The 20047-nt window shown below is 59.5% G+C and carries 21 protein-coding genes and 1 riboswitch; of the genes, 9 read left to right on the forward strand and 12 right to left on the reverse strand.

The genetic code is table 11. The features are described 5' to 3' along the window. Window positions 1-135: 135 nt before the first annotated feature. Window positions 136-567 carry a response regulator gene (locus HWY05_RS26765; protein ID WP_176060193.1) on the forward strand — a complete coding sequence of 144 codons (432 nt, stop codon included), beginning with the start codon at window positions 136-138 and terminating at the stop codon, window positions 565-567. Between the two features lie 178 nt (window positions 568-745). On the opposite strand, the gene HWY05_RS26770 is transcribed toward HWY05_RS26765, so the two are convergent. The 11 genes from HWY05_RS26770 to HWY05_RS26820 all read right to left on the reverse strand — a co-directional run bounded on the left by HWY05_RS26770 (window position 746) and on the right by HWY05_RS26820 (window position 7805). After that, window positions 746-1063 carry an H-NS family nucleoid-associated regulatory protein gene (locus tag HWY05_RS26770; protein ID WP_176060194.1) on the reverse strand — a complete coding sequence of 106 codons (318 nt, stop codon included), beginning with the start codon at window positions 1061-1063 and terminating at the stop codon, window positions 746-748. A 99-nt stretch (window positions 1064-1162) separates the two neighbouring features. Then, on the reverse strand, window positions 1163-1399 hold the full coding sequence (locus HWY05_RS26775) for a hypothetical protein (protein WP_176060195.1): 237 nt from the start codon (window positions 1397-1399) through the stop codon (window positions 1163-1165). A gap of 41 nt (window positions 1400-1440) precedes the next feature. Then, window positions 1441-2016, reverse strand: coding sequence for a hypothetical protein (locus tag HWY05_RS26780; protein WP_176060196.1), 576 nt, complete (start codon window positions 2014-2016; stop codon window positions 1441-1443). A 377-nt stretch (window positions 2017-2393) separates the two neighbouring features. Continuing rightward, on the reverse strand, window positions 2394-2624 hold the full coding sequence (locus tag HWY05_RS26785) for a hypothetical protein (protein ID WP_176060197.1): 231 nt from the start codon (window positions 2622-2624) through the stop codon (window positions 2394-2396). Window positions 2625-2822: 198 nt separating this feature from the next. Next, window positions 2823-3026: a cold-shock protein gene (locus HWY05_RS26790; RefSeq protein WP_176060198.1), complete on the reverse strand. Its 204-nt coding sequence runs from the start codon at window positions 3024-3026 to the stop codon at window positions 2823-2825. A 378-nt stretch (window positions 3027-3404) separates the two neighbouring features. Continuing rightward, window positions 3405-3836, reverse strand: a complete 432-nt coding sequence (locus tag HWY05_RS26795) for a response regulator (RefSeq protein ID WP_176060199.1) — start codon at window positions 3834-3836, stop codon at window positions 3405-3407. A 109-nt stretch (window positions 3837-3945) separates the two neighbouring features. Continuing rightward, on the reverse strand, window positions 3946-5079 hold the full coding sequence (locus tag HWY05_RS26800; RefSeq protein WP_176060200.1) for a HAMP domain-containing sensor histidine kinase: 1134 nt from the start codon (window positions 5077-5079) through the stop codon (window positions 3946-3948). Window positions 5080-5300: 221 nt separating this feature from the next. After that, window positions 5301-5624, reverse strand: a complete 324-nt coding sequence (locus HWY05_RS26805; protein ID WP_176060201.1) for a DUF190 domain-containing protein — start codon at window positions 5622-5624, stop codon at window positions 5301-5303. Window positions 5625-5637: 13 nt separating this feature from the next. Beyond that, window positions 5638-6027 (reverse strand): fluoride efflux transporter CrcB, encoded by a 390-nt coding sequence (gene crcB, locus HWY05_RS26810; RefSeq protein WP_176060202.1) that lies wholly within the window; start codon window positions 6025-6027, stop codon window positions 5638-5640. A 3-nt stretch (window positions 6028-6030) separates the two neighbouring features. Further along, a complete protein-coding gene (locus HWY05_RS26815; protein ID WP_176060203.1) occupies window positions 6031-6432 on the reverse strand; it encodes a DUF190 domain-containing protein in 402 nt (133 codons plus the stop codon). Next, window positions 6429-7805, reverse strand: a complete 1377-nt coding sequence (locus HWY05_RS26820) for a voltage-gated chloride channel family protein (protein ID WP_176060204.1) — start codon at window positions 7803-7805, stop codon at window positions 6429-6431. Before HWY05_RS26820 ends, HWY05_RS26815 begins: the two co-directional genes overlap by 4 nt. Window positions 7806-7885: 80 nt before the next feature. Further along, window positions 7886-7956: riboswitch (Fluoride riboswitch) on the reverse strand. A gap of 503 nt (window positions 7957-8459) precedes the next feature. Between HWY05_RS26820 and imuA the strand changes: the two genes are divergently transcribed. Genes imuA through HWY05_RS26840 form a run of 4 tightly spaced genes read left to right on the forward strand, consistent with a single transcriptional unit; the run spans window position 8460 to window position 14648 of the window. Further along, window positions 8460-9155 carry a translesion DNA synthesis-associated protein ImuA gene (gene imuA / locus HWY05_RS26825; protein WP_176060205.1) on the forward strand — a complete coding sequence of 232 codons (696 nt, stop codon included), beginning with the start codon at window positions 8460-8462 and terminating at the stop codon, window positions 9153-9155. After that, the gene (locus HWY05_RS26830; RefSeq protein WP_176060206.1) at window positions 9085-10551 is read left to right on the forward strand and encodes a DNA polymerase Y family protein; all 1467 of its coding nucleotides are present in this window, start codon (window positions 9085-9087) and stop codon (window positions 10549-10551) included. Before imuA ends, HWY05_RS26830 begins: the two co-directional genes overlap by 71 nt. A 6-nt stretch (window positions 10552-10557) precedes the next feature. After that, window positions 10558-13701 (forward strand): error-prone DNA polymerase, encoded by a 3144-nt coding sequence (locus HWY05_RS26835; protein ID WP_176060207.1) that lies wholly within the window; start codon window positions 10558-10560, stop codon window positions 13699-13701. A 29-nt stretch (window positions 13702-13730) separates the two neighbouring features. Continuing rightward, window positions 13731-14648, forward strand: a complete 918-nt coding sequence (locus HWY05_RS26840; protein ID WP_176060208.1) for a DUF72 domain-containing protein — start codon at window positions 13731-13733, stop codon at window positions 14646-14648. A gap of 140 nt (window positions 14649-14788) precedes the next feature. Here HWY05_RS26840 and HWY05_RS26845 read toward each other — a convergent pair whose 3' ends face one another. Further along, window positions 14789-15091: a hypothetical protein gene (locus HWY05_RS26845; protein ID WP_176060209.1), complete on the reverse strand. Its 303-nt coding sequence runs from the start codon at window positions 15089-15091 to the stop codon at window positions 14789-14791. A 153-nt stretch (window positions 15092-15244) separates the two neighbouring features. On the opposite strand from HWY05_RS26845, the gene HWY05_RS26850 reads away from it, so the two are divergent. The 4 genes from HWY05_RS26850 to gmtY all read left to right on the forward strand — a co-directional run bounded on the left by HWY05_RS26850 (window position 15245) and on the right by gmtY (window position 19996). Next, window positions 15245-15955 carry a site-specific integrase gene (locus HWY05_RS26850; RefSeq protein WP_244146710.1) on the forward strand — a complete coding sequence of 237 codons (711 nt, stop codon included), beginning with the start codon at window positions 15245-15247 and terminating at the stop codon, window positions 15953-15955. Between the two features lie 101 nt (window positions 15956-16056). Next, a complete protein-coding gene (locus tag HWY05_RS26855) occupies window positions 16057-16950 on the forward strand; it encodes a hypothetical protein (RefSeq protein ID WP_176060210.1) in 894 nt (297 codons plus the stop codon). 231 nt (window positions 16951-17181) lie between these two features. Next, a complete protein-coding gene (locus HWY05_RS26860; protein ID WP_176060211.1) occupies window positions 17182-17895 on the forward strand; it encodes a hypothetical protein in 714 nt (237 codons plus the stop codon). 628 nt (window positions 17896-18523) lie between these two features. Next, window positions 18524-19996 (forward strand): gamma-mobile-trio recombinase GmtY, encoded by a 1473-nt coding sequence (gmtY, locus tag HWY05_RS26865; RefSeq protein WP_176060212.1) that lies wholly within the window; start codon window positions 18524-18526, stop codon window positions 19994-19996. The last annotated feature ends 51 nt before the right edge of the window (window positions 19997-20047 follow it).

Raw genomic sequence — 20047 nt, forward strand, 5'->3', positions numbered from 1 at the left:
GAACTTCGGACGGTGACAGATTGGACGCTTTGAGGCGCTCGACATCGAATTTGGCCCCCGACGGCACCTCGAAACCAGCCTGTTATGCTTCAGGCACACGGCATGCTAGTAGTGCCTGCCCATGCGAGAGCAGCCATGCAAAACATTCCATTTTCTGAATCGCCTGTACTTTTCAGAAAACGACAGATTCCGCTGAACGGAAATTCTGCACGCGTCCTTGTGGTTGACGACAGCCGGGCGAACGCCGAGGCGTTGGCGGCATCCCTAGCGATTGATGGTCTGGAGACGCGGTTTGCTTTGTGCGGAGTTGATGCACTGAAGATGCTGGATTTTTGGCAACCGCATGTGTTCGTCCTCGACATCAGCATGCCGGAACATAATGGTTTCGCCGTAGCTCGTGTGCTGCGGGGTATGCCGGCCTCCCGCGATGCGGGCATCATTGCGTTCACTGCGTTGGGGAAAGCTGAGTTTGTCGCGACCGGTCCCGACATTGACTTTAACGGCTATTGTCAGAAAGGGGGCTCGCACGCGCCGCTTTTGAAGATGATTAACGGGATGCTTATATAGCCGCCTCGCCGAAGCTGGCGCCGCACGATCAAGCGGTCGCATTCGAAATGCGTAATCAATAGTTCGGTAAGCAAACCAGCTCGCGCCAGGTTAATCTGCGCGGCGGGAGCGATAGCAAAAGCTTCATGAAAATGCACTGCTCAGGTAACCGTCAGTCAGGTAGACAGGCAGGATCTAACTAACGGGGGCTCAGCCGCGCGAGTGGACTGCCTGCGAATGGGTCGTTCGTCCAGTCTGCGCCTGCCTGCGAGGGCGGCCTGACAACTGCCCCTGACGATCGCTCGAAGTGCCCGATGGATTGCCCAGCACTAATGGCCTGCTTCAGCCATTGAGGCATAGCGCCTTCACCGCTCCAGCTATCGCCATTCGCGCTGCGGTAGCGGCCGGCTTCAGGTACCGCCGCGAGTGCGGCGGCAAGATCGTCCGGGCTGATGCCGAAGTCCTCCATGCGGTGCCGGAGATAGGCAATCATGCTGTCTCGCTTGCGTTCGTCCATGAACCTCTTTCCTTTTCAATCGTGTCCGATGCTTGTCTTGACGACAAGCGGCGAAGCTCGCCAGATAAGCCCGCTCTTCGCAATTGTTGGCGATGCCAACTAGCCGTCGGGACCAAGGATGACGTCGATTGACGCCTGACCGGCGATCTCCGCGACGAAGTAAGCCCAACGGCGCGAAAACGGTCCGCCGCGGACTTTGATCCGTTGGCCTAGCGCAGCCACTCCGGGGGTGTGAGTCGGTCCCTCGATGCGGAACCACGCGTCAAACATGTCTTTGGACGTGGGCACCAGGTCAACATCAATCTCAAACCCGCGATAGTTCACCGTTCTCTGCATACAGTTCCTTCACATTCCACAACTCGGGTTAGTCCGCTGCTTTACAGACGCTGAACCGCGCCCACATAACTCTTTGCCGCGTCTTTCAGTTGCTCTGCTGCTGCCTGCACGGGCGTTGGCAGCTCGCTAAGCGCGAGTTGGGTGACAACACTGTCCAGCCGCCTGCGAAGTTCTATCACGAGGTCCATGACACTGGCATCACCGACCCGACGACGATTGCTCTGCCGGGAGCCCACCAGCGAGCAATCGACCAGACGGTCAACCTTGCGAAAGTAGGCTTGGGCTGCCAGACGGTGCCTTGCATGGAGCGATGCGATGTTCGACTTCGAGAGGCAATCTCTCACGACATCGACATTCATGCCGAAATGAATCTGCAAAGCGTCCGATGCATCCACCCGGTGAAAACATGCCACCTGATCGAACAGCGTCTCGCCATCTCCGTCGATCAGATCGATCCAGACCTCACCGTCTTCGAGAGCGTGTCCCGAGGGATGAATCACCCGTTCGTCCTCATTGGCGGCAGCGAGCATCCGGTGGCCGTCGACATCATCAACCGGCATTTCGAAAATCTCGACCAGTTCTCCGCTTACCGCGACCTGCATGATCAATAGCGCCATATCTGCTCCTGGAGATGCGATCGACGGGAACAGCGTTGTGTCGATCAGGCGACCGGATCCCGTGATCCGGTTGAGTGACGTTCTGGCGGGCGGAAGCTCGAGCAGCTTCGAGGCGCTTCATTGCGACGTTGTGTGAACAGTATGTTGGCGCGGGTGATAGGCGTGGCGTGTTTCACGCGTCATGCGATGGGCATCCTGCGCGCCCCTCTCCACCGGACCACTGGCGCGGCGCCAAACGGTGTCGCCGCAATGAAATCAGTTCATGCAGGCAGAAGTGTTCTTGCTGTGTATCGCTGCGATCGGACGAGGCCTGTGCCTCTGGCTCGTCGATCCTCGCCGCCGTCCATCTTGCCGCTACGAGGCAGGTGTATTGCCGACTATCCGCGACTGTCGACCCAGTCACGCGCCCAGTTCGTAGCGTGTCCCAGGGCCTGCGTTTCATTATCGAAATAGTCGAGCGCGTGGAATTTGTAGGAAACCGGATCAGCCTCGAGGGCATCCCCCCTGACGAGCAGGAGGTTGGCGGCAAACCAGCCGTCCGGCAGACGATGTGCGGAAGGTGCGACTGAATAACCGTTGTAGTGGTGAAGATGTTTATTGTTTTGCATAAGCGATAACTGACCATCACCCGCACGACATCGATATCGTACAGGCGAAATAATTTTAGATTGAGGCGAGACGGATCGTGTCGAGAAGACAAATGACGCGCACGACGAACGCGGCGATCAGATCGGGAGCGCACGGCTCCGCGAGGATACTAGTCAGGCAGACATGCAAAGGGCCGGTAGACCGGCCCTTGAAATACGTTACTGCGGCGAGATGTTCGAGGCCTGCATGCCCTTCGGGCCGCGCTTTGTCTCGTAGGTCACCTTCTGGTTTTCTGCGAGCGTCTTAAAACCGTCGCCGCGAACTTCCGAGAAGTGAGCGAAGAGATCGTCGCCGCCAGCATCAGGAGTGATGAAGCCAAAGCCTTTGCTATCGTTGAACCACTTAACAGTACCGGTATCCATGAGAATTCCTTGAAATAAAAATAACAGCTCCGTTGCGGAGCGACAAAAACTTCAAGGAAGAGGAGAGGATAACGAGTACCGCGCAGGAGAGGCGGAAAATGGTGATCAGCAATCGAGCTTCTTGAATATTTCGAAGCCTACGATACAGTCACAAATCAGAACTGTCAACGCATATCGTGAAGCGAGCTCGCTATCGGGCAACGCGATTACCGGAAATTCTATTCGGTCCGAGGCGTACCCGGCGGTCGCTCGCTCGTAACAAGAAACGTCTGGCAGCAGCATGTCAGTAACGGGTTCACTCCGCCGCCCTTAGCGGACGCTCACGTCGAAAGGCACAGGCGCTTGACGATTCGCTCGCTGCCTGACGATACGTTTGGACTAGGATTCTTCTGCCGGCTTGTTCGCAACGCGGCTAAAGGTTTGTGTTTTACTCGACGCAAGCCCGCAGATGATAGCAGCGAGTATGACTGGCAGCAGAACCGGTTTCGTGAAATGGTCATCGAATCCGGCGCGTATCGATTCGTCATTTTCAGAGAGCGATGTCAGGCCGCTCGTGGCTAACAGCAACGGTGCCGGGATCGCACGAGCAAGTCGGATCGCTCTTGCTACTCCACGGCCATCGAGAAGAGGCATTTCGATATCGAGCAATACAGCGTCCGGACGCCACACGCAGTATTCTGCAAACGCATCAGCACCGTTGGCGGCAGTCCGGATATCAAAACCCTGATCACGAAAGAACACTGAGTATGCGGCCAGCATTTCCGGATCGTCGTCAGCAATAAGAAGGCACTTGCCTTGGTCCCGTGACATTCCGATCCCCTAAATTACTTCGAAGTGCAGCAATTTAGGGTCCCGAGCGCTTGTCAGTTCGCCGGCCTTCCGCGATTCGAAGAGGGCGAACGGCGAGCGATCATACTCATCATGCAGTCAACGAAAATCGCGGCAGGGTAATGGTGAAGACGCAGCCAGTGCCCGGAACATCTCGGACGCTGAGAACACCTGCATTTGCTTCAACGTTGCGCTTGGCGATTGAAAGGCCTAGCCCCAGTCCGGATCGGTCCACGCCGTTTTGCATAAAGGGCGTAAACATCCTTTCTGCATTACCAGGGGGCAGGCCACCGCATTGATCCGACACGTCGATCAGGATGCGATCCGACAACGCATAGGCTTCCAACGTCACTTCGGTGTGATTGTACGTAAATTTGAAAGCATTCTGCAGCAGGTTTATGACGGCCGCGTAAAGCTCATCACGATCTCCGCTAATTGCAAGGGATGGATCTACCGTAGCGACCGTCATTGTGCATCCGCGAACAAGAGCGGCAAGTTCTGCGAAAGATTTCACGTCGGCGATGAAATTAGCAACGGAAAAAAATCCAGATTGCAGAGTAGTACCCTCTTCCGATCGTACCTCGTCCAGAGCGCGATTGATTTGCCCCTTTAATCTGTTCAGGCTGCGTTCCAGAAGCGAGCCCGTGGCACCAAATAGACTTAGATTTCCGGCTTTTATCGCGTCAAACGCGAGCGTCGCGGCTTGAAGGGAATTGCGTAGCTCATGCAAGGCCATCCCCAGTTGCTCACGCAACTCGAGCGCTTGCTTATCCGCTATGGCAAAGTCGCGTTGATAGCTAAATTCGGTGACAGCATCCGCAATTGCATTGTCCATGCAACGGTTAAGCGTTCGAAACTCGTCCGTTTCAAATGGCGCGTCGCGCTCGAACGCGAGATCCGTAATCGCCTGGCACAGGTCGCCGTAATCATGGACAACCTGGTCAACCGATAATCCGAGTTTCAACAACTCCCGCCCATGCTGCGCTGCGTTTGTGCCCATTTCGGATAGCGACGCCCCACCCCCCGAAGGCCCAGAAATTTTGCGACTGTCCATAGGCACTGATGTTTGCTCAATTCGAAGTGTTCGGATGAGCTGATCCAGGAAAATCGGGACCCCATTTTGAAGTTGTTGCGCAGTTGCCTCCCGACCATGCCTCAGCGCCACTTTCGCACGGCAACGTGCTATCAATTCATCGCGATTGTTCGCGAGAAAAACGTGCATCATGACGCGCCCCTAGACACCTTCGCCCCAGCGGCTCGGCTGTACGCTAAAAAGAAGCCGCAGCGGTTGCTGCGGCCCGTGGAATTACACGCGGCAACCAGCCGAACGCCCACTAATTATCGTCGCAGTCCGGATGCACGTCGGTACGACAGCGTACGTTCTGTTAGCGCGCTCCCAGGGTGTAAAAAGAGATCAGTAGCATCTGATAAATCGATCACAACCTGTTACGCGACAGAGCGGCCCACTCGGCCAAACTCGACCGGAATCTTCACGTAGCTGAGATCGACGTCTTCTTCCGCGAGCGCGTTCATCAAGCCTTGGCATGCCTGCTCATCGACGGAAACGGTGATGGCAAGCGGCTGATCGGCGAGTTCGAAAAAGCCGGCCGAATGGAACTTGCCCGCGCGATCGAACCCTTCTGCGCCAGTCATCAACGTTCCGCCCGAAGCGCCGTGCTGTTCGGCGAATTTCAGCAGCCAGTCGCAGATTGACTGATGCCCATGCTTACGGTTCTGTTCAGTAAAAAACGTCAATTGATAGCCTTGCATGACAGACTCCTTTTCAGGTGTGACGGGTTAGAGAAAGCGTGGCCATGCCCAGCGCGGTCATGACTAACGAACCGCCGACGTGCAGCGCCAGCATGCCGACCGACCACCCGAGACGACCGTCCCGAAGCAAAGTCAGCAGTTCGGCAGAAAAAGTCGAGAATGTCGAGAGTCCGCCAGCCAGACCCGTGATGAGGAAAAGGCGCCAAGCAACGGACAGACCAGTTGTCGAACCGAAGAATGCGATCGCAAACCCGACGATATACGCGGCAATCAGATTGCACGCGAGCGTCCCCATCGGAATGTTTGGCACAAGCGCGTTCATCGTGACGCTCAAGCCATAGCGGGCGAGTGCGCCCAGCATTGCACCGAAGCTGATGGCGATAAGCGAGTACGCCCCGGTCATGGTTTAACTTCCGCTTGATGTTGAAAGCGCACGGGCCGTGAGGAGATGCGCGACGGGCAGTTCACAGAGGAACATTACAGCGTGGACCTTGCGCAACTCGTCGGCGTGTTCGCGCATGAAATCACGCAGGCGCTCTTCGGTGTCAACCAGTTCGAGACACTGCGGATGCCGCATTCCGCTGATTTCTGGATGCTGGTGAGAGAGCCGCTCCCCCGGCAGATACCCTGAGCTAACGTGATGCAGTATCGCTTGCATGATGTTAGACCTCTTCGCTACAGCTATCAGGTGATGGGCGAGTGCAGGTGCGCTGAGGCGATGCCAGAACCGCGTCGCTCGGGCGCGGGTCGCAAGCGGGAAGTAAAGTCGGAGCGCCGCAATGCGCTGTTTGTTGATTTGCTGAATCATTGACCGTTTTCCCCTGTCGTCACTGCCGTATCAATCGACCTACGCGGCTGCTTGCCATTCGCGACTGGTGTCGCCGCTGTTGCTTTCTGCGGGCGAGACCCGCCGGGTTCGGCACTCCGTATTCCGTCTGGCACCGACAGCGGGTGCTTGCGATGTTTGCCATGCCCGACGCGCTGCGCGTGATAGATGCCTGCATGGCCAGAAAACAGGTAAGCGGTCACGCAACCGATAGCGGCAAGCGGGCCAATGCCCGTGCCGAACAACTCCATGGCCATGATGGTGGTGGCGATCGGCGTGTTTGCGGCCCCCGAGAAGACTGCAACGAAGCCGATGGCTGCCATCAGCGCGAACGGCATATGCAGCAGCGGCGCCAGTGCATTACCGAGGGTCGCGCCGATGTAGAACAGCGGCGTGACCTCGCCGCCCTTGAAGCCTGTACCAAGCGACACAACCGTAAAGCCGAACTTTGCGAGAAAGTCCCACGGCTGCATCGGTTGCTGAAACGAGCGAACGATATCGGGGATGCCAAGGCCGATGTACCGGTAGGCATCGAGCGCCCACACGGCAGTCGCTATGACGATCCCGCCCACGAACGGGCGCAACGGCCCATACATGATGTAGCGCTTCATCAGCGCGCCGAGCTTGTGCGCGCTGGTTGCGAATGCCATGCCGACCAGACCGAACGCAATGCCGGCGATCACGACGGCAACGACGCTCCATGCGCTGATGGGCGCGATCGCGCCGACCGCATAGTGGACGTGATGGACGCCCCATGCCAGACAGACCTGATCGGCGACGATGCCCGCCACGATGCAAGGAAAGAGTGCGTCATAACGCATGCGCCCGATTGCGAGCACTTCGAGGCCGAACACTGCGCCGGCTAGCGGTGTGCCGAACACCGACGCGAACCCTGCGCTCATGCCGATCATCAGCAGGATGCGACGGTCTTCACGTTCAAGGCGAAATGCGTGGGTCAACTGGTCGGCTAGTGCAGCGCCCATCTGGACCGCCGTGCCCTCTCGGCCGACCGAGGCGCCGAACAGATGCGAGACGATCGTGCCGCCGAGCACGAGCGGCACCATGCGCAACGGCACGACCTTCTTCGGATCGTGGATTTCGTCGATGATCAGGTTGTTGCCCGCAACGACCGGCTTGCCCAGCAGGTGGTACAGCAAGCCCACTGCGAAACCCGCCACGGGCAGCATCCAGATCGCCCAGCGGTGAGCCTCGCGCCACGCGGTTGCGCTATCGAGCGAAATTAGGAAAAAGGCCGAGGCGCTACCTGCGAGAGCCGCGGCGACGCAGGCGATCAGAAACCACTTGCCCAGATAAGGCAGCAATTCGAGTTGTTCAAAGCGTTTGAGTTTGTGCATTGGTCATGTGCGCGATGTTGCTTGGCCTGACCAACGAGAAGGATGTGGGCGCGAGCGCCTACAGCCCCGACGATAGTCAGGTAACTGTAGGCGTCATTAACCGCGCCGTGAGCGCGATGGTTAAAGGAGGAACGCCATCTCCAGAATCAACTCGGACTATATAGCATCCGATGACAGCGAACAACCGTCTCTCTTCCCTGATTCAGCTTGGGGAAGATTTGGATTGCGCCAACTTTCGCGGTAACGGCTTTTCCTGACGGTCCGTTTGAAATCCACTAGCGGCCGTTGAATGGCATGTTCGATGAAGGGCTGCTGTGGGTCGTCTAGCGCCTCTCACCCTCCTTGAGCGAAGCAGCGTCGGCAAGTTGCTGGGACGTAACTGCGCCCCCCGGTGGTCCTTTGAACATTCGCTTATCCCGGCAGTCCCGTCAATTCCGTACTTTTGCGTCTGGCTAACTGCGTGCTAGTCCAACGAATGCGGTTTCCTGGCAGCCCGGCGTCGCCTATCTGAAAGTTGGGATCTTGGGCTAAAATACCTGTATATTTATACAGTACCATTGGAGCCTGATCGTGACTCGGACTGCCACAGCTGGACAGCAGTTACGCACCCCCGAAGAACGGGCGCGTTCCATTGATGGTGCCCTCGACACAACTATGTATTCGGAGTCGGGGGGAATAAGTTTGTGGCGTGGATCTCAACTGGGAGGTTCGCGCGCGCAGGTTGTCCCCTGTGGTAGCGCAGACCTGGGGGCTGAAATGCCCGGTGGCGGCTGGCCCCAGGGCGCTCTCACCGACCTGCTGTTGCCAAGCCCGGGAGTGGGCGAGATTCGGCTGCTGCGCGCAAGCCTTGCCACGGTCGAAGGCCGCCCCGTGATGCTGCTGCAGCCGCCGCACCGGATCCAGCCAGCGGCTCTGGCATGGTGGGGCTTGTCTGCCGAACATGTGCGCGTGCTGCATGCCAGTAAAACCGCCGATGCGTTGTGGGCCGCCGAGCAGATCCTGCGCGCCGGAACCGCTGGCGCACTGATCTTGTGGCAAAACCATGTGCGGCCGGAATCCCTGCGCCGGCTTCATCTGGCGGCCCAGGCGTCCGACACGCTGTTTTTCATGATGCGCCCGCTGGCAAGCGCCAGCGACGCGTCGACCGCGCCGTTGCGGCTGGCGATCCGTCCGGCGCGCGACGGTGTGAATGTGGAGTTCTTAAAGCGTCGGGGCCCCCGGCGCGACGACGCGCTCTTCGTGCCGCTCTCCCCGTCGCCCATCCTGAATGTGAATCGAAATGCAAGTGTGGATCGGCGTTCATCTCCCGTTGCTGAGCCTCGAAGTGTTCCGGCCGAAGTGGTCGCCTGACGCGGGCGCAGGTCTCGTCGTGTTCGATCACGAGCGCGTTGTTTCGCTGGATGAGGCCGCGCGCGTCGTTGGGGCACGGCCGGGCATGCGGCGCGGCGGCGTTCTGACCATGTCTCCCGACGCGCATCTGTGCGAGCGTGATCCGGCCCGTGAGCACGACACGACTATCGCACTGGCCACTGGCCTGATGCAGTTCTCGCCTCAGGTCGCGCCGGCGTCGGAAAACACGGTACTGATCGACGTCTCTGCGAGTCTGCGTCTGTTCGGCGGCGTACGCGCGCTGCTGCGCGCGATGAAGCGCATCGCGGAAGCGATCGGGGTGACCGCAACGTTTGGCGTCGCGCCGACCGGCGAAGGAGCGTGGCTCCTTGCCCGACGCGGCGGCGGCCGAGCGCTCTCGCAGCGCTCGCTTTTGCGTGCACTGTCTGCGTTGCCGGTCGCACTGCTCCCACCTGCCCGCAAGTACGCCGACTGGTTCACCGGTATCGGCTGCCAGACGGTTGGCGAACTGATGCGGCTGCCGCGCGCGGGCCTGAAAAAGCGTTGTGGCGTTGCCCTGCTGGAACTGCTCGATCGCGCCGCAGGAGGTGCGCCGGAAGTTCATGAATGGCTTGAGTTGCCGCCGACGTTTGCCGCGCGCATCGAAATGCCCGATCGCATCGAGAACGCCGAGGCCTGCCTGTTCGCCGCGCGCCGGCTGATCGTGCAGATGACCGGATGGCTCGTGAACCAGCAACTGGCGATCGTCCGGCTCAGCGTGGTGCTCGAACATGAACGCGGGCGCGCCGCTATTGAGCCAACGACGATCGATATCGCGCTCGCCGAGCCAACGTGGCGCGAGGACCATCTGGTCAGACTGTTGCGCGAGCGTCTCGCGCGTGTCGATCTGGCTGCGGCCGTGATCGCCATAGGGATCGAGGCACGCGACGTTCAGGCGGCAGCGCCTGAGTCAGATTCGCTCTTTCCGGAGCCCGGCGGCTCGCCGGCGGATCACGCACGCCTGATGGAGCTGCTCGTTGCGCGGCTCGGTGCAGAAAACGTGCTGCGGCCGGCCCCGGTTGCCGATCATCGACCGGAAATAGCCGCGCGCTGGGTGCCACTCGCTGACCCCGCAAAATGGGCATCACCGCCGGCCGACACGCCGCGGCCGATCTGGTTACTCGAGGAGCGAGTGAAGCTGCTCATGCGCGCGCACCGTCCGTTCTACGGCACGCCGTTGCGCATGGTCTCGCCCGGTGAACGCGTGGAGGCCGGCTGGTTTGACGGCGAACTTGTCACGCGCGACTACTTCGTTGCCGAATCCGACGACGCGGTCTGCTACTGGATCTACCGGGAGCGCGTCGGCAGTCGCGACGACGAGGAAGCACGCTGGTATCTGCATGGCCTCTTTGGCTGACGGACCGTGGATAGCGCATCGTTCGGCCTGCCCGGCTACGCCGAGCTGCAGTGCTCTTCCAACTTCTCGTTTCTGCATGGCGCTTCGCATGCGGAGGAACTGTCGGCGCGCGCCGCGCAACTCGGCTACGAGGCCATAGCGGTCGCCGACGAGTGCTCGCTGGCCGGCATCGTGCGCGCCCACGTAGCGGCGAAAGAGGCCGGGATCAAACTGCTGGTCGGGGCGCGTTTTCGCCTGACCAACGCCGACGGCTCGCCGGCTATCAATCTGCTTGTCATTGCCCAGAACCGCGAAGGCTACGGAAACCTCTCCGAACTGATCACGCTCGCCCGCACGCGCACCGCGAAAGGCACCTACCTGCTCGCGCCGCGCGATCTCGATCACGGCGAAGCGCCCTATTCTCACCTGCGCGGCCTGCCCGACTGTCTGGTCATCGTTGTGCCGGATTTTCCTGCGAACGCAGTACGGCTCGACGCGCAACTGGAGTGGGCATCACAGACCTTCCCCGGCAGAACGTGGGTAGCACTCACGCTTCTCGCGCGTGCGATGGATGATATCCACCAGGATTCGGTCGAGCGCATCGCGGCCCGCCTTGACGTCCCTGTCGTGGCCACCGGCAACGTGCTGATGCACGTGCGCTCACGCAAGCCCTTGCAGGACACGCTGACCGCAATCCGCGTGGGCCGCCCGGTCGCCGAATGCGGCTTTGACCTTGCGCCCAACGCCGAACAGCATCTGCGCTCGCGGCTTCGGCTGGCGAATCTCTATCCACGCGCGGCCCTTTCCGAGACGTTGAACGTTGCAAGCCGGTGTTCGTTCTCGCTTGACGAGTTGCGTTACGAATATCCCGACGAACTGGTGCCGCATGGCACGACACCCACGGCGTACCTGCGGCAGGAGACATACATCGGCGCGCACCGGCGCTTTCCTGCCGGCGTTCCTCACAGCGTGCAGGCGCAGATCGAGCATGAGCTCGAACTGATCGCGGACCTGAAATATGAGCCGTATTTCCTGACGGTCTACGACATCGTGCGCTTCGCGCGTAATGCCGGGATTCTGTGTCAGGGACGTGGCTCGGCCGCCAACTCGGCGGTCTGCTACTGCCTGGGTGTCACGGAGGTCGATCCTGCGCGAAGCAGCATGCTGTTCGAACGTTTCATCAGCAGGGAGCGCGGCGAGCCGCCGGATATCGACGTTGACTTCGAGCACCAGCGGCGTGAAGAGGTCATCCAGTACATCTATGGGAAGTACACCCGCACGCGTGCCGCGATCGCGGCCGCTGTCACGACCTACCGGCCGCGCAGCGCGATCCGAGAATCGGGCAAGGCGCTCGGCGTTGATCCATCCATCGTGGATCGCGTTGCAAAGGCGCACCACTGGTTCGATTCGAGCCAGGATCTGCTGAAGCGTTTCGCGGAAAGCGGACTCGATCCGCAGACGCCGCTGATCCAGCAATGGGCGACGCTCGCGATGCAACTGCTCGGCTTTCCGCGGCATCTCTCGCAGCACAGCGGCGGCTTCGTCATCGCGCGCGGCAAGCTGTCCCGGCTTGTGCCCATAGAAAACGCATCGATGCCCGACCGCAGCGTTATCCAGTGGGACAAGGACGACCTCGAAGCGCTCGGGTTGCTGAAAATCGATATCCTCGCGCTCGGCATGCTCTCGGCAATCCGTCGCGCGCTCGACCTCGTCGCGCAGCAGCGCGGCGAGCCATTCGAACTCCAGGACATACCGGCCGAAGATCCGGCCACGTACGAGATGATCTGCCGCGCCGACACGGTTGGCGTATTCCAGATTGAGTCGCGCGCGCAGATGAGCATGCTGCCGCGGCTGCGGCCGCGCGTTTTCTACGATCTCGTGATCGAAGTGGCGATCGTGCGGCCGGGCCCCGTACAAGGCGGCATGGTGCATCCGTTCCTGCGCCGCCGGCAGGGACTTGAGCCGGTCTCGTTTCCCAGTCCCGACGTCGAAAAGGCGCTTGCGCGCACGCTCGGCGTGCCGATCTTCCAGGAGCAGGTGATGCAGGTGGCGATGCTCGCGGCGGGTTTCTCGGCGGGCGAAGCCGACCAGTTGCGTCGCGCAATGGCGGCATGGAAGCGCAAGGGCGGTCTGCAGCACTACTACGACCGGATCGTCAACGGCATGCTCGAGCGCGGGTACGACCGCGAATTCGCCGAGTCGATCTTCGCGCAGATCCAGGGCTTCGGCGAGTACGGATTTCCCGAGAGTCACGCGGCCAGCTTCGCGCTGCTGGTGTACGCGAGCTCGTGGCTGAAACGCCATGAGCCGGCGGCATTTCTCTGCGCGCTGCTTAATTCCCAGCCGATGGGGTTCTACTCGCCCTCGCAACTGGTCCAGGATGCCAAGCGGCACGCGGTCATCGTGTTGCCCGTCGACGTCACCATAAGCGGCTGGGATTCGGCGCTCGAAGGCGACGGGTCTCTCGCGCCAGTGCGGCTTGGCCTGTCGCTCGTTCGGGGCATGCGGGTGGATGCTGCCGCGCGTATTGAAGCCGCGCGGGCCGTAAGACCCTTCGACACCGTGGCGGATCTGGCCAATCGCGCGCAGCTCGACCGGCACGACCTGCAGGTGCTGGCTGACGCCAACGCCCTCGCGGCACTCTCCGGGAATCGCCGGCAGGCATTGTGGCATGCGGTTGCGGCCGTACCCGATCGCGATCTGCTACGCGGCACCGCACGCGGCGAGGAAACGCCGGAACTGACCGCGCCGACCGAGGGCGAAGACATCGTGGGCGATTACCGGTCTACCGGCCTGACGCTCAACCGCCACCCTGTTGCCTTGTTGCGGCCGCGCCTGCTGGAGAACCGCCTGATGCCGGTCGACGTCCTGATGCGTTATCGTAACGGACAGCTCGCCCGCGCGTGCGGCATCGTGACCGTGCGGCAACGCCCAGGCACCGCCAACGGCGTGATGTTCATGACGCTCGAGGACGAGACGGGATCGGTAAATATCATCGTGTGGGAATCGGTGCTCGAAAAATTCCGGCGCGAGGCGCTCGGTGCGTCGCTGCTCGCGGTTTACGGCGTCTGGCAGCGCGAGGGCGAGGTCAGGCATCTGGTCGCGCAGCGGCTCGTTGACGTGTCGGCGCTGCTTGGCGAACTTCCTACCGTCAGTCGTAACTTCTGTTGATCCGTTGAACCACTACAGGGGACAACCGCATGAGTATTTTCGTGGGCACGGCAAGCTGGACTGACCCGACGCTGATCAAGAGCAAGCGCTTCTACCCGCCCGGCTGCAGCAGCGCCGAGGCGCGCCTGCGCTTCTACGCGAGTCAGTTCCCGATCGTGGAGGTCGACTCCAGTTACTACGCGATGCCCAGCGGATCGAACTCGGTCCTGTGGGTCGAACGCACGCCTGCGGACTTCACCTTCAACATCAAGGCGTTCCGGCTCTTCACGGGACACCAGACGGCGCGCGACATGTTTCCGAAGGACATGCAGGCCGCCCTGCCCCAGAATGGCAAAAAAAACCTGTACTACAAGGACGTGCCGGACGATATTCGCGCGGAACTGTGGCGCCGGTACCTCGAAGCGATCGAGCCACTTCGCGCGGCAGGCCAGCTCGGCGCCGTTCACTTCCAGTTCGCGCCGTGGGTGACGACCGCGCCGAAGGACATGGCACATGTCGCGCACTGTGCGGACGTGATGACTGGCTACACGATGGCCGTCGAGTTTCGCAACAAATCTTGGTTCGACGAAAAGCACGCGCCGTCTACCCTCGCCTTTGAGCGCGAGCGCGGCCTCGTCAATGTGATCGTCGACGAGCCGCAGGGCTCGGGCAACAGCATTCCATCGGTGTGGGAGGCGACTAACGACCGGCTGGCACTCGTCCGCTTGCATGGACGTAACCACGCCACCTGGAATATCAAGGATGCCACATCAGCAAGCGACCGTTTCAATTACGACTACAACGACGAGGAACTCGCAGGGCTTGCCGATGAGATCAGAAGAGTCGCCGCGCTTGTTGCACGCACACACGTGATTTTCAACAACAATTATGAAGATCAGGGCCAGCGCAACGCGCGCACGTTGACGGGTCTGCTCGGCGGCGACCAGCCCGTCGCGCGCGACGCGTAGCATCAAAGCAGCCGGAGTGCTGCCGTAGGCGCCCGGTGCCGGGCAGTTTGCGGCGGCCGACTCCACCGCTCTATCGCCGGTCGTCGCCGCGGCACCGACTGGGCAGCGCACGTCGAACGGCTACAACTGCGGCGCGGAAGCTAATCCGCCACCGCCGCCGGCGGTGCATCGAGTATCCAGGCGCGCAACGACGGCCGGCGTGTGAAGCGCGGTTCGGTGAACCAGTCCCGAAGATTGTCAGTTATCTGACCGACGAACCACGCGTCGACGACAAACGGCTCGTCCAGACCGTCGGGCTCGTCAGCGCTCAGAAACGCGCCCCGCACTTCGTCGCCGGCGAGAAAAACGACCGCGCCGTCGGTCACGTCGGCGGTCGTGGAAGGAGGCTGATCACGCAGCAGCATGCGCAGATCAGATATCGTCTGTTCAAACGTCCGTTCCATGGTGTTCTCCTTGGTGTGCGATGCACACAGCATCGTTCGTGCCGCGCCGGTTTTTCCGAGGAATCGAATAAACAAGCCGTGATACGCTTGAGAAAGAGCCTAACCAAATCTCTCTCTGAATACGTCATTTACCGATCTCATTCAGAGGGGCGCATGGCCCAAGCAGCAACACTTCGACCGGCTCAAATCCGGCATCTACTCGCCGTCACGTCTGCAACATCGCGCCATCCAGAGCGCGATTGCCTCGTTCTCCTGCTAGGCCTTACGTGCGGAATGCGCGTGAGCGAAATAGGTCAAATCGAAGTTCAAGACGTACTGTTCCCTTCGGGCGCGATTCGTTCAGAGGTCAGTCTTCGGGCCGCAATTACGAAAGGCTGTAGGCAGCGATGCGTCTATCTCACGCATCCGAAAACGGTGTGGGCTCTGGAGTGCTATTTGAACCATCGCATTGCGCGCGGCATGGGAACCGAGCTAACCGCAGAGCGCTATCGCGGACTCGCGCCTTCAAGTTGCCTGGTCCTTGCTGGCAAGGGTCGCAAGTTTGCGATGAACGCCAAGCGTCGCATCAACGAGGCCGGCGATCAGGTTGATTACTCAGCGTGTGACAGCTTGCAATCCCACGTCACAAAGCTCTATAGGGATGCGGGGATACGCGGTGGATCGTCCCACTCGGGCCGACGCTCGTTTGCCAGTAACCTCGTAGAGCAAGGGCACGATATTGAGACAGTGCAGCAGCTTCTAGGTCATGCGGAACCTTATGCTAGTGACGGGAACATAATATTTGAAGCCTTTCATGAGGCGGTACGGGTCGAGGGACCTTTTTTTGTGTCCCCGCCACAGACATTTTGCAAGTGCATAGTGTAATATTGCGCTCGCAACTGGCCCCATATATCTCATTGGTTTTGGCAACCGAAGGGAGGCGGTGACGCAACGATTGGAGCAGGAACAATTGAGGAAAAGAGGTCATGTCCGACGCGACGCAACTTCCGGCGAACCGCGCCATCGTGTTGCGCAATGCGACGTGTGCTTACTGTGGGCGTCTCTTCGGGGCAGACCGCAAAGAGACGAAGGAACACGTCATCGGTCGACGTTTCGTTCCAAAGGGGACTCTCGCAGGGCAGTGGAATGTGATTCTGAACGCCTGCAACGATTGCAATGGTGACAAGTCGGACCTAGAAGACGATATTTCCGTCATTTCCATGATGCCGGATCAGTTCGGGCAGTACGCAATCGATGATCAACGCCTGAAAGACGAAGTGCTCCGTAAGGCCACCAAATCGCAAAGCCGGCGTACGGGAAAAAAAGTCGCCGATAGTCGAGAGCAGATCACGATTGGAGGCGCGTTCCGCGGTGCCACTTTAGCCCTTAACTTTACGGCGCCCGTCCAGGTGGAGGAAGCCCGGTTGTATCGACTGGCCCACTACCATTTTCGAGGTTTCTTTTATTGGCTCTCGTATCAACGCGAAGCCAATGTTGGCGGCTTCATTCGAGGCGGATTCTTCCCTTTGGGCGCTTGCCGCCGGACCGATTGGGGGTCGCCGCGCTTCCGTTGGTTCATGGCTCTCGCTCGGGAATGGGACATCCGCCTCTGTGCGATAGGAGCAGACACCTTCTTCAAAGCGCTAGTCCGCCGTGACCCCGGGGGTACGGAGGTCTGGCTATGGGCATTTGAGTGGAATCATTCAATACGTGTCGTAGGTTTCGCGGGAAATGAAGACGCTGTACGATCTTTGCTTGCAACGGCGCCCGGTCACGCAACAGCCGTATTATCTGAAACAGAGAAGGAATTGATTCGGTTTCGCCCGGAAGTGTCACTTCTTGAAGATCAGGATGACCTGTTCGCGGTGCTTGTTGATTAGTGAACGTAACTCATGCGAAAGGCGACGGCGAAAAATCACGCGAGCGTCTATCTGCCATAACGAGTTCCGCAGATCGTGGTCGCGCGAGCTGTAGATCTCAATGCTGCTCTTCGAGTTGGCCTCCGATTGAATCGCATCATTGAGCGAAAGCATGGAAACTCAATAGTCTGAAAACACAAAACGTTTTGGCAAGACACCGCTAGCTTGAGAGCTGAGTAGAGGATTAGATAGATGCGAAAAAGTCGTGAACCACGAGTTATGCGATCCAAGGCTGAAACGATGGATGCCCTTCGATCACAACTCGGACTGCTATCGAAATCGTGTCGTGACTTTGATGAAGGTGATCGGGACGAGATAATACGTATCGCACAGGCTCTCCGCGTTATTCTCAATTCTAGCGGCCGCGATAGCGTATCTCTGGCGGCCCAGGTGGGTGCGACGCAGTGGAGATTTATCGATAGCTCGGCTCCATTTTTTGAAAAGAATCAGTCGACTTTTTCAGGGCTGATATCCGTACAGATCGATTTCGGTGTCCAGCCGCCGAGAATGCGACCTCTCCCTGTTTTGGACAAGCAGGGCAGGACTCTCGCTCGCTTTTCAGACTGGTGGGCGGTGTCGCCGGTCATTTGTGACAATACATGTGCTAAATTCAATCGCCGACAGCTAGTTTGCTGGATGGCAAACGAAGACGGTGGAAGCCACGTTGATCCCGGATTAACGGCTGCGTATCACCATTTGTCGAGAGGGAACGCATTGGGGTGGTCTCTACAGATGCCCGGCGCGGGAGTGATGCCTCTTGTGGGCGCGATCGACGCGTCGATTCGTCAGATTGCCCACGAAGCTCTGCGAACATTCCAGCGGCGGCATCCAGAACTTTTGCATGGTGTGCGCTACGAAATGTACAAGGAGGCTGCTATGCAGCAGCCGGAGACGTCTGCGCCGTAGTCGTGGACCGCAAGATCAAGATGTCGCATCAACGCTGGCCGAAACATCTCAGGGGATCGCGTGTCGAACTACCCAACCTATTCTGAGCACCTGGTTGCCCTTGTCAGGGCCTATGATCGCGCTACCTTGGCAGTGAGGGCGTCGAATTGGCACCTGGCCGATCTCCGCGACGACCACGATCTTTTCGTCGAGGGTGACGACAGCCTGTCGGATTGGACCCGCGTGCGCGTCGGACTGCTCGAAGACCAGCTGCCGGCGATGGCGGCGGTCAATGCCCTGATCGTCACCGAGAGCAAGCCGTGGTTCGAGATTCTCTTGACCAACGGTACTGAAGTGGCAATGCCCGCGACGATCGAGAGGGTTCTGGAAGCCTTTATGGCGACAGAGTTTCACGACAGCGAGCAAGGGAAAGAGGAAACGGTAGCCAGAGTAGCTAGTCCTTGGCAGAGAACTACCTCATCTTGTTCGAGGGCGAAGGTTACCTCATTCCACGGACGATCCCGAAGAACCTCATCGAGATCCGGTAGCGGCGCTACTGGTACAACGCGTTTCGCAATAGCTACTACGAGATGGCGATGGTCGAGAATCCAGCCTACGGCTGGGATTGCAACGGCCACCAGCGCTGGACATGACTTTTAGGCGAGAAGCGGCGCGGTATCACACGGTCGTGCACACGCTTGTGCGTCGCGCTGGCCAGTCAGATATCCGGATCTACGTCCTGTATGTACTCACCGGCGAGGGCAGCGTGCCTCAAGCAATGCGGCCGCTCGTTGAGTACGTCATTGAACATGGCCGAACGCGTTCCATCGCATGGCAGCGGGATCTGGCCCGTGCAGTGGGGCTTCTGGCCGACTTCCTGCACGCGAACGCGGCGCACTTTCGTAGTGAACCAAACCGCCCGCAAGTGTTGGCTGCATTTGCCGATGCGCTTGTTGGCGGCACGATTGACTTGAGCGGATCGGACCCGTCAGGCCTTTATTGGGAGCCGAAATCCGTTTCTCGCGCCAGGGTGATCTTGAGCGCGGTCACGGCATTCTCCGATTGGCTGGTGAACCGCTACGACACGACCGCCCTGAATCCGTCGAGGTCGGCGTCGGTTGCGGAGCAGATTGCGTATTGGCGACGCTTCGAGAAGCGCCACGCACATGCATTGCTGAGCCATACCATGAACCGCAGCAATCATGTGGATGCAGCGAAGCGCGCGAGGACTGTCCAGATATTGCGGAAAATTGCGATTGCCCATGGTTCGCCGCCCAAGACATTTCCGGACGCGGCCATGGTGGACCTTATCACCAAGGGCTTCGCGCTGCCCAGAAAAGACCTGTTCCTGCCGTGGTATGAGCGGATCAATGTCCGCGACGCGATGATCACGATCTTGCTGCACGGTGGTGGCCTGCGCGAATCCGAACCGTTTCATCTGTACGTGACCGACGTTGCAATTGACCCCCTCGCTCCAAACAGGGCTATGGTGCGATTGTTTCATCCCGAGCAGGGAGTTGCGCCGCCCGACTTTCTCGATCCGGTGACAAAGAAGAAGTTCCACGGCGATCGCGAGATCTACTTACGGACAAAATGGCAGCTGGAACCTCGCACGCTGTTGCACGGCCGATTCCATGCCGGCTGGAAGGACCTTCAACTGACCGATCAGTCGGAGAAATATGCGCTGGTCCACTGGTTTCCCGGATTTTGGGGTGAGGTCTTCCTGTTCCTGTTTCGCATCTACATAAACCACTATCGATCGCGCCGATACGCGCATCCGTATCTGTTCGTCAGCCACAAGGAGACGGTCGCGGGCGACCCCTATACCATTGACTCGTATCGTCAGTCGCACGCAAAAGCAGTTCGACGAATCGGACTCGTCGTCGGCAAAGAATTTGGCACCACGCCGCACGGGCATCGACATGCCTACGGACAAAGCCTCGTTAGTGCGGGTATCGATCGGAAGGTTGTTCAATACGCGCTGCATCACAAGGCGATTGAGTCACAGGCCCCGTACACCGTACCTACGCCAAGTGCTATCGACAGCGCGCTCAGTGCTGCTGAATCAAGGCTGCTGCAGTCCGTGTCGTGGAACCCGGGTGCCTTTGAGGGGAACGATTGATGACGTTAGGGGCGCGATTTTGCCAAACCGAGGAGTTCGATGTCCGCGAAT

Origin of the sequence: Paraburkholderia sp. BCC1876 (assembly GCF_902833695.1) — a bacterium.
Lineage (GTDB): Bacteria > Pseudomonadota > Gammaproteobacteria > Burkholderiales > Burkholderiaceae > Paraburkholderia.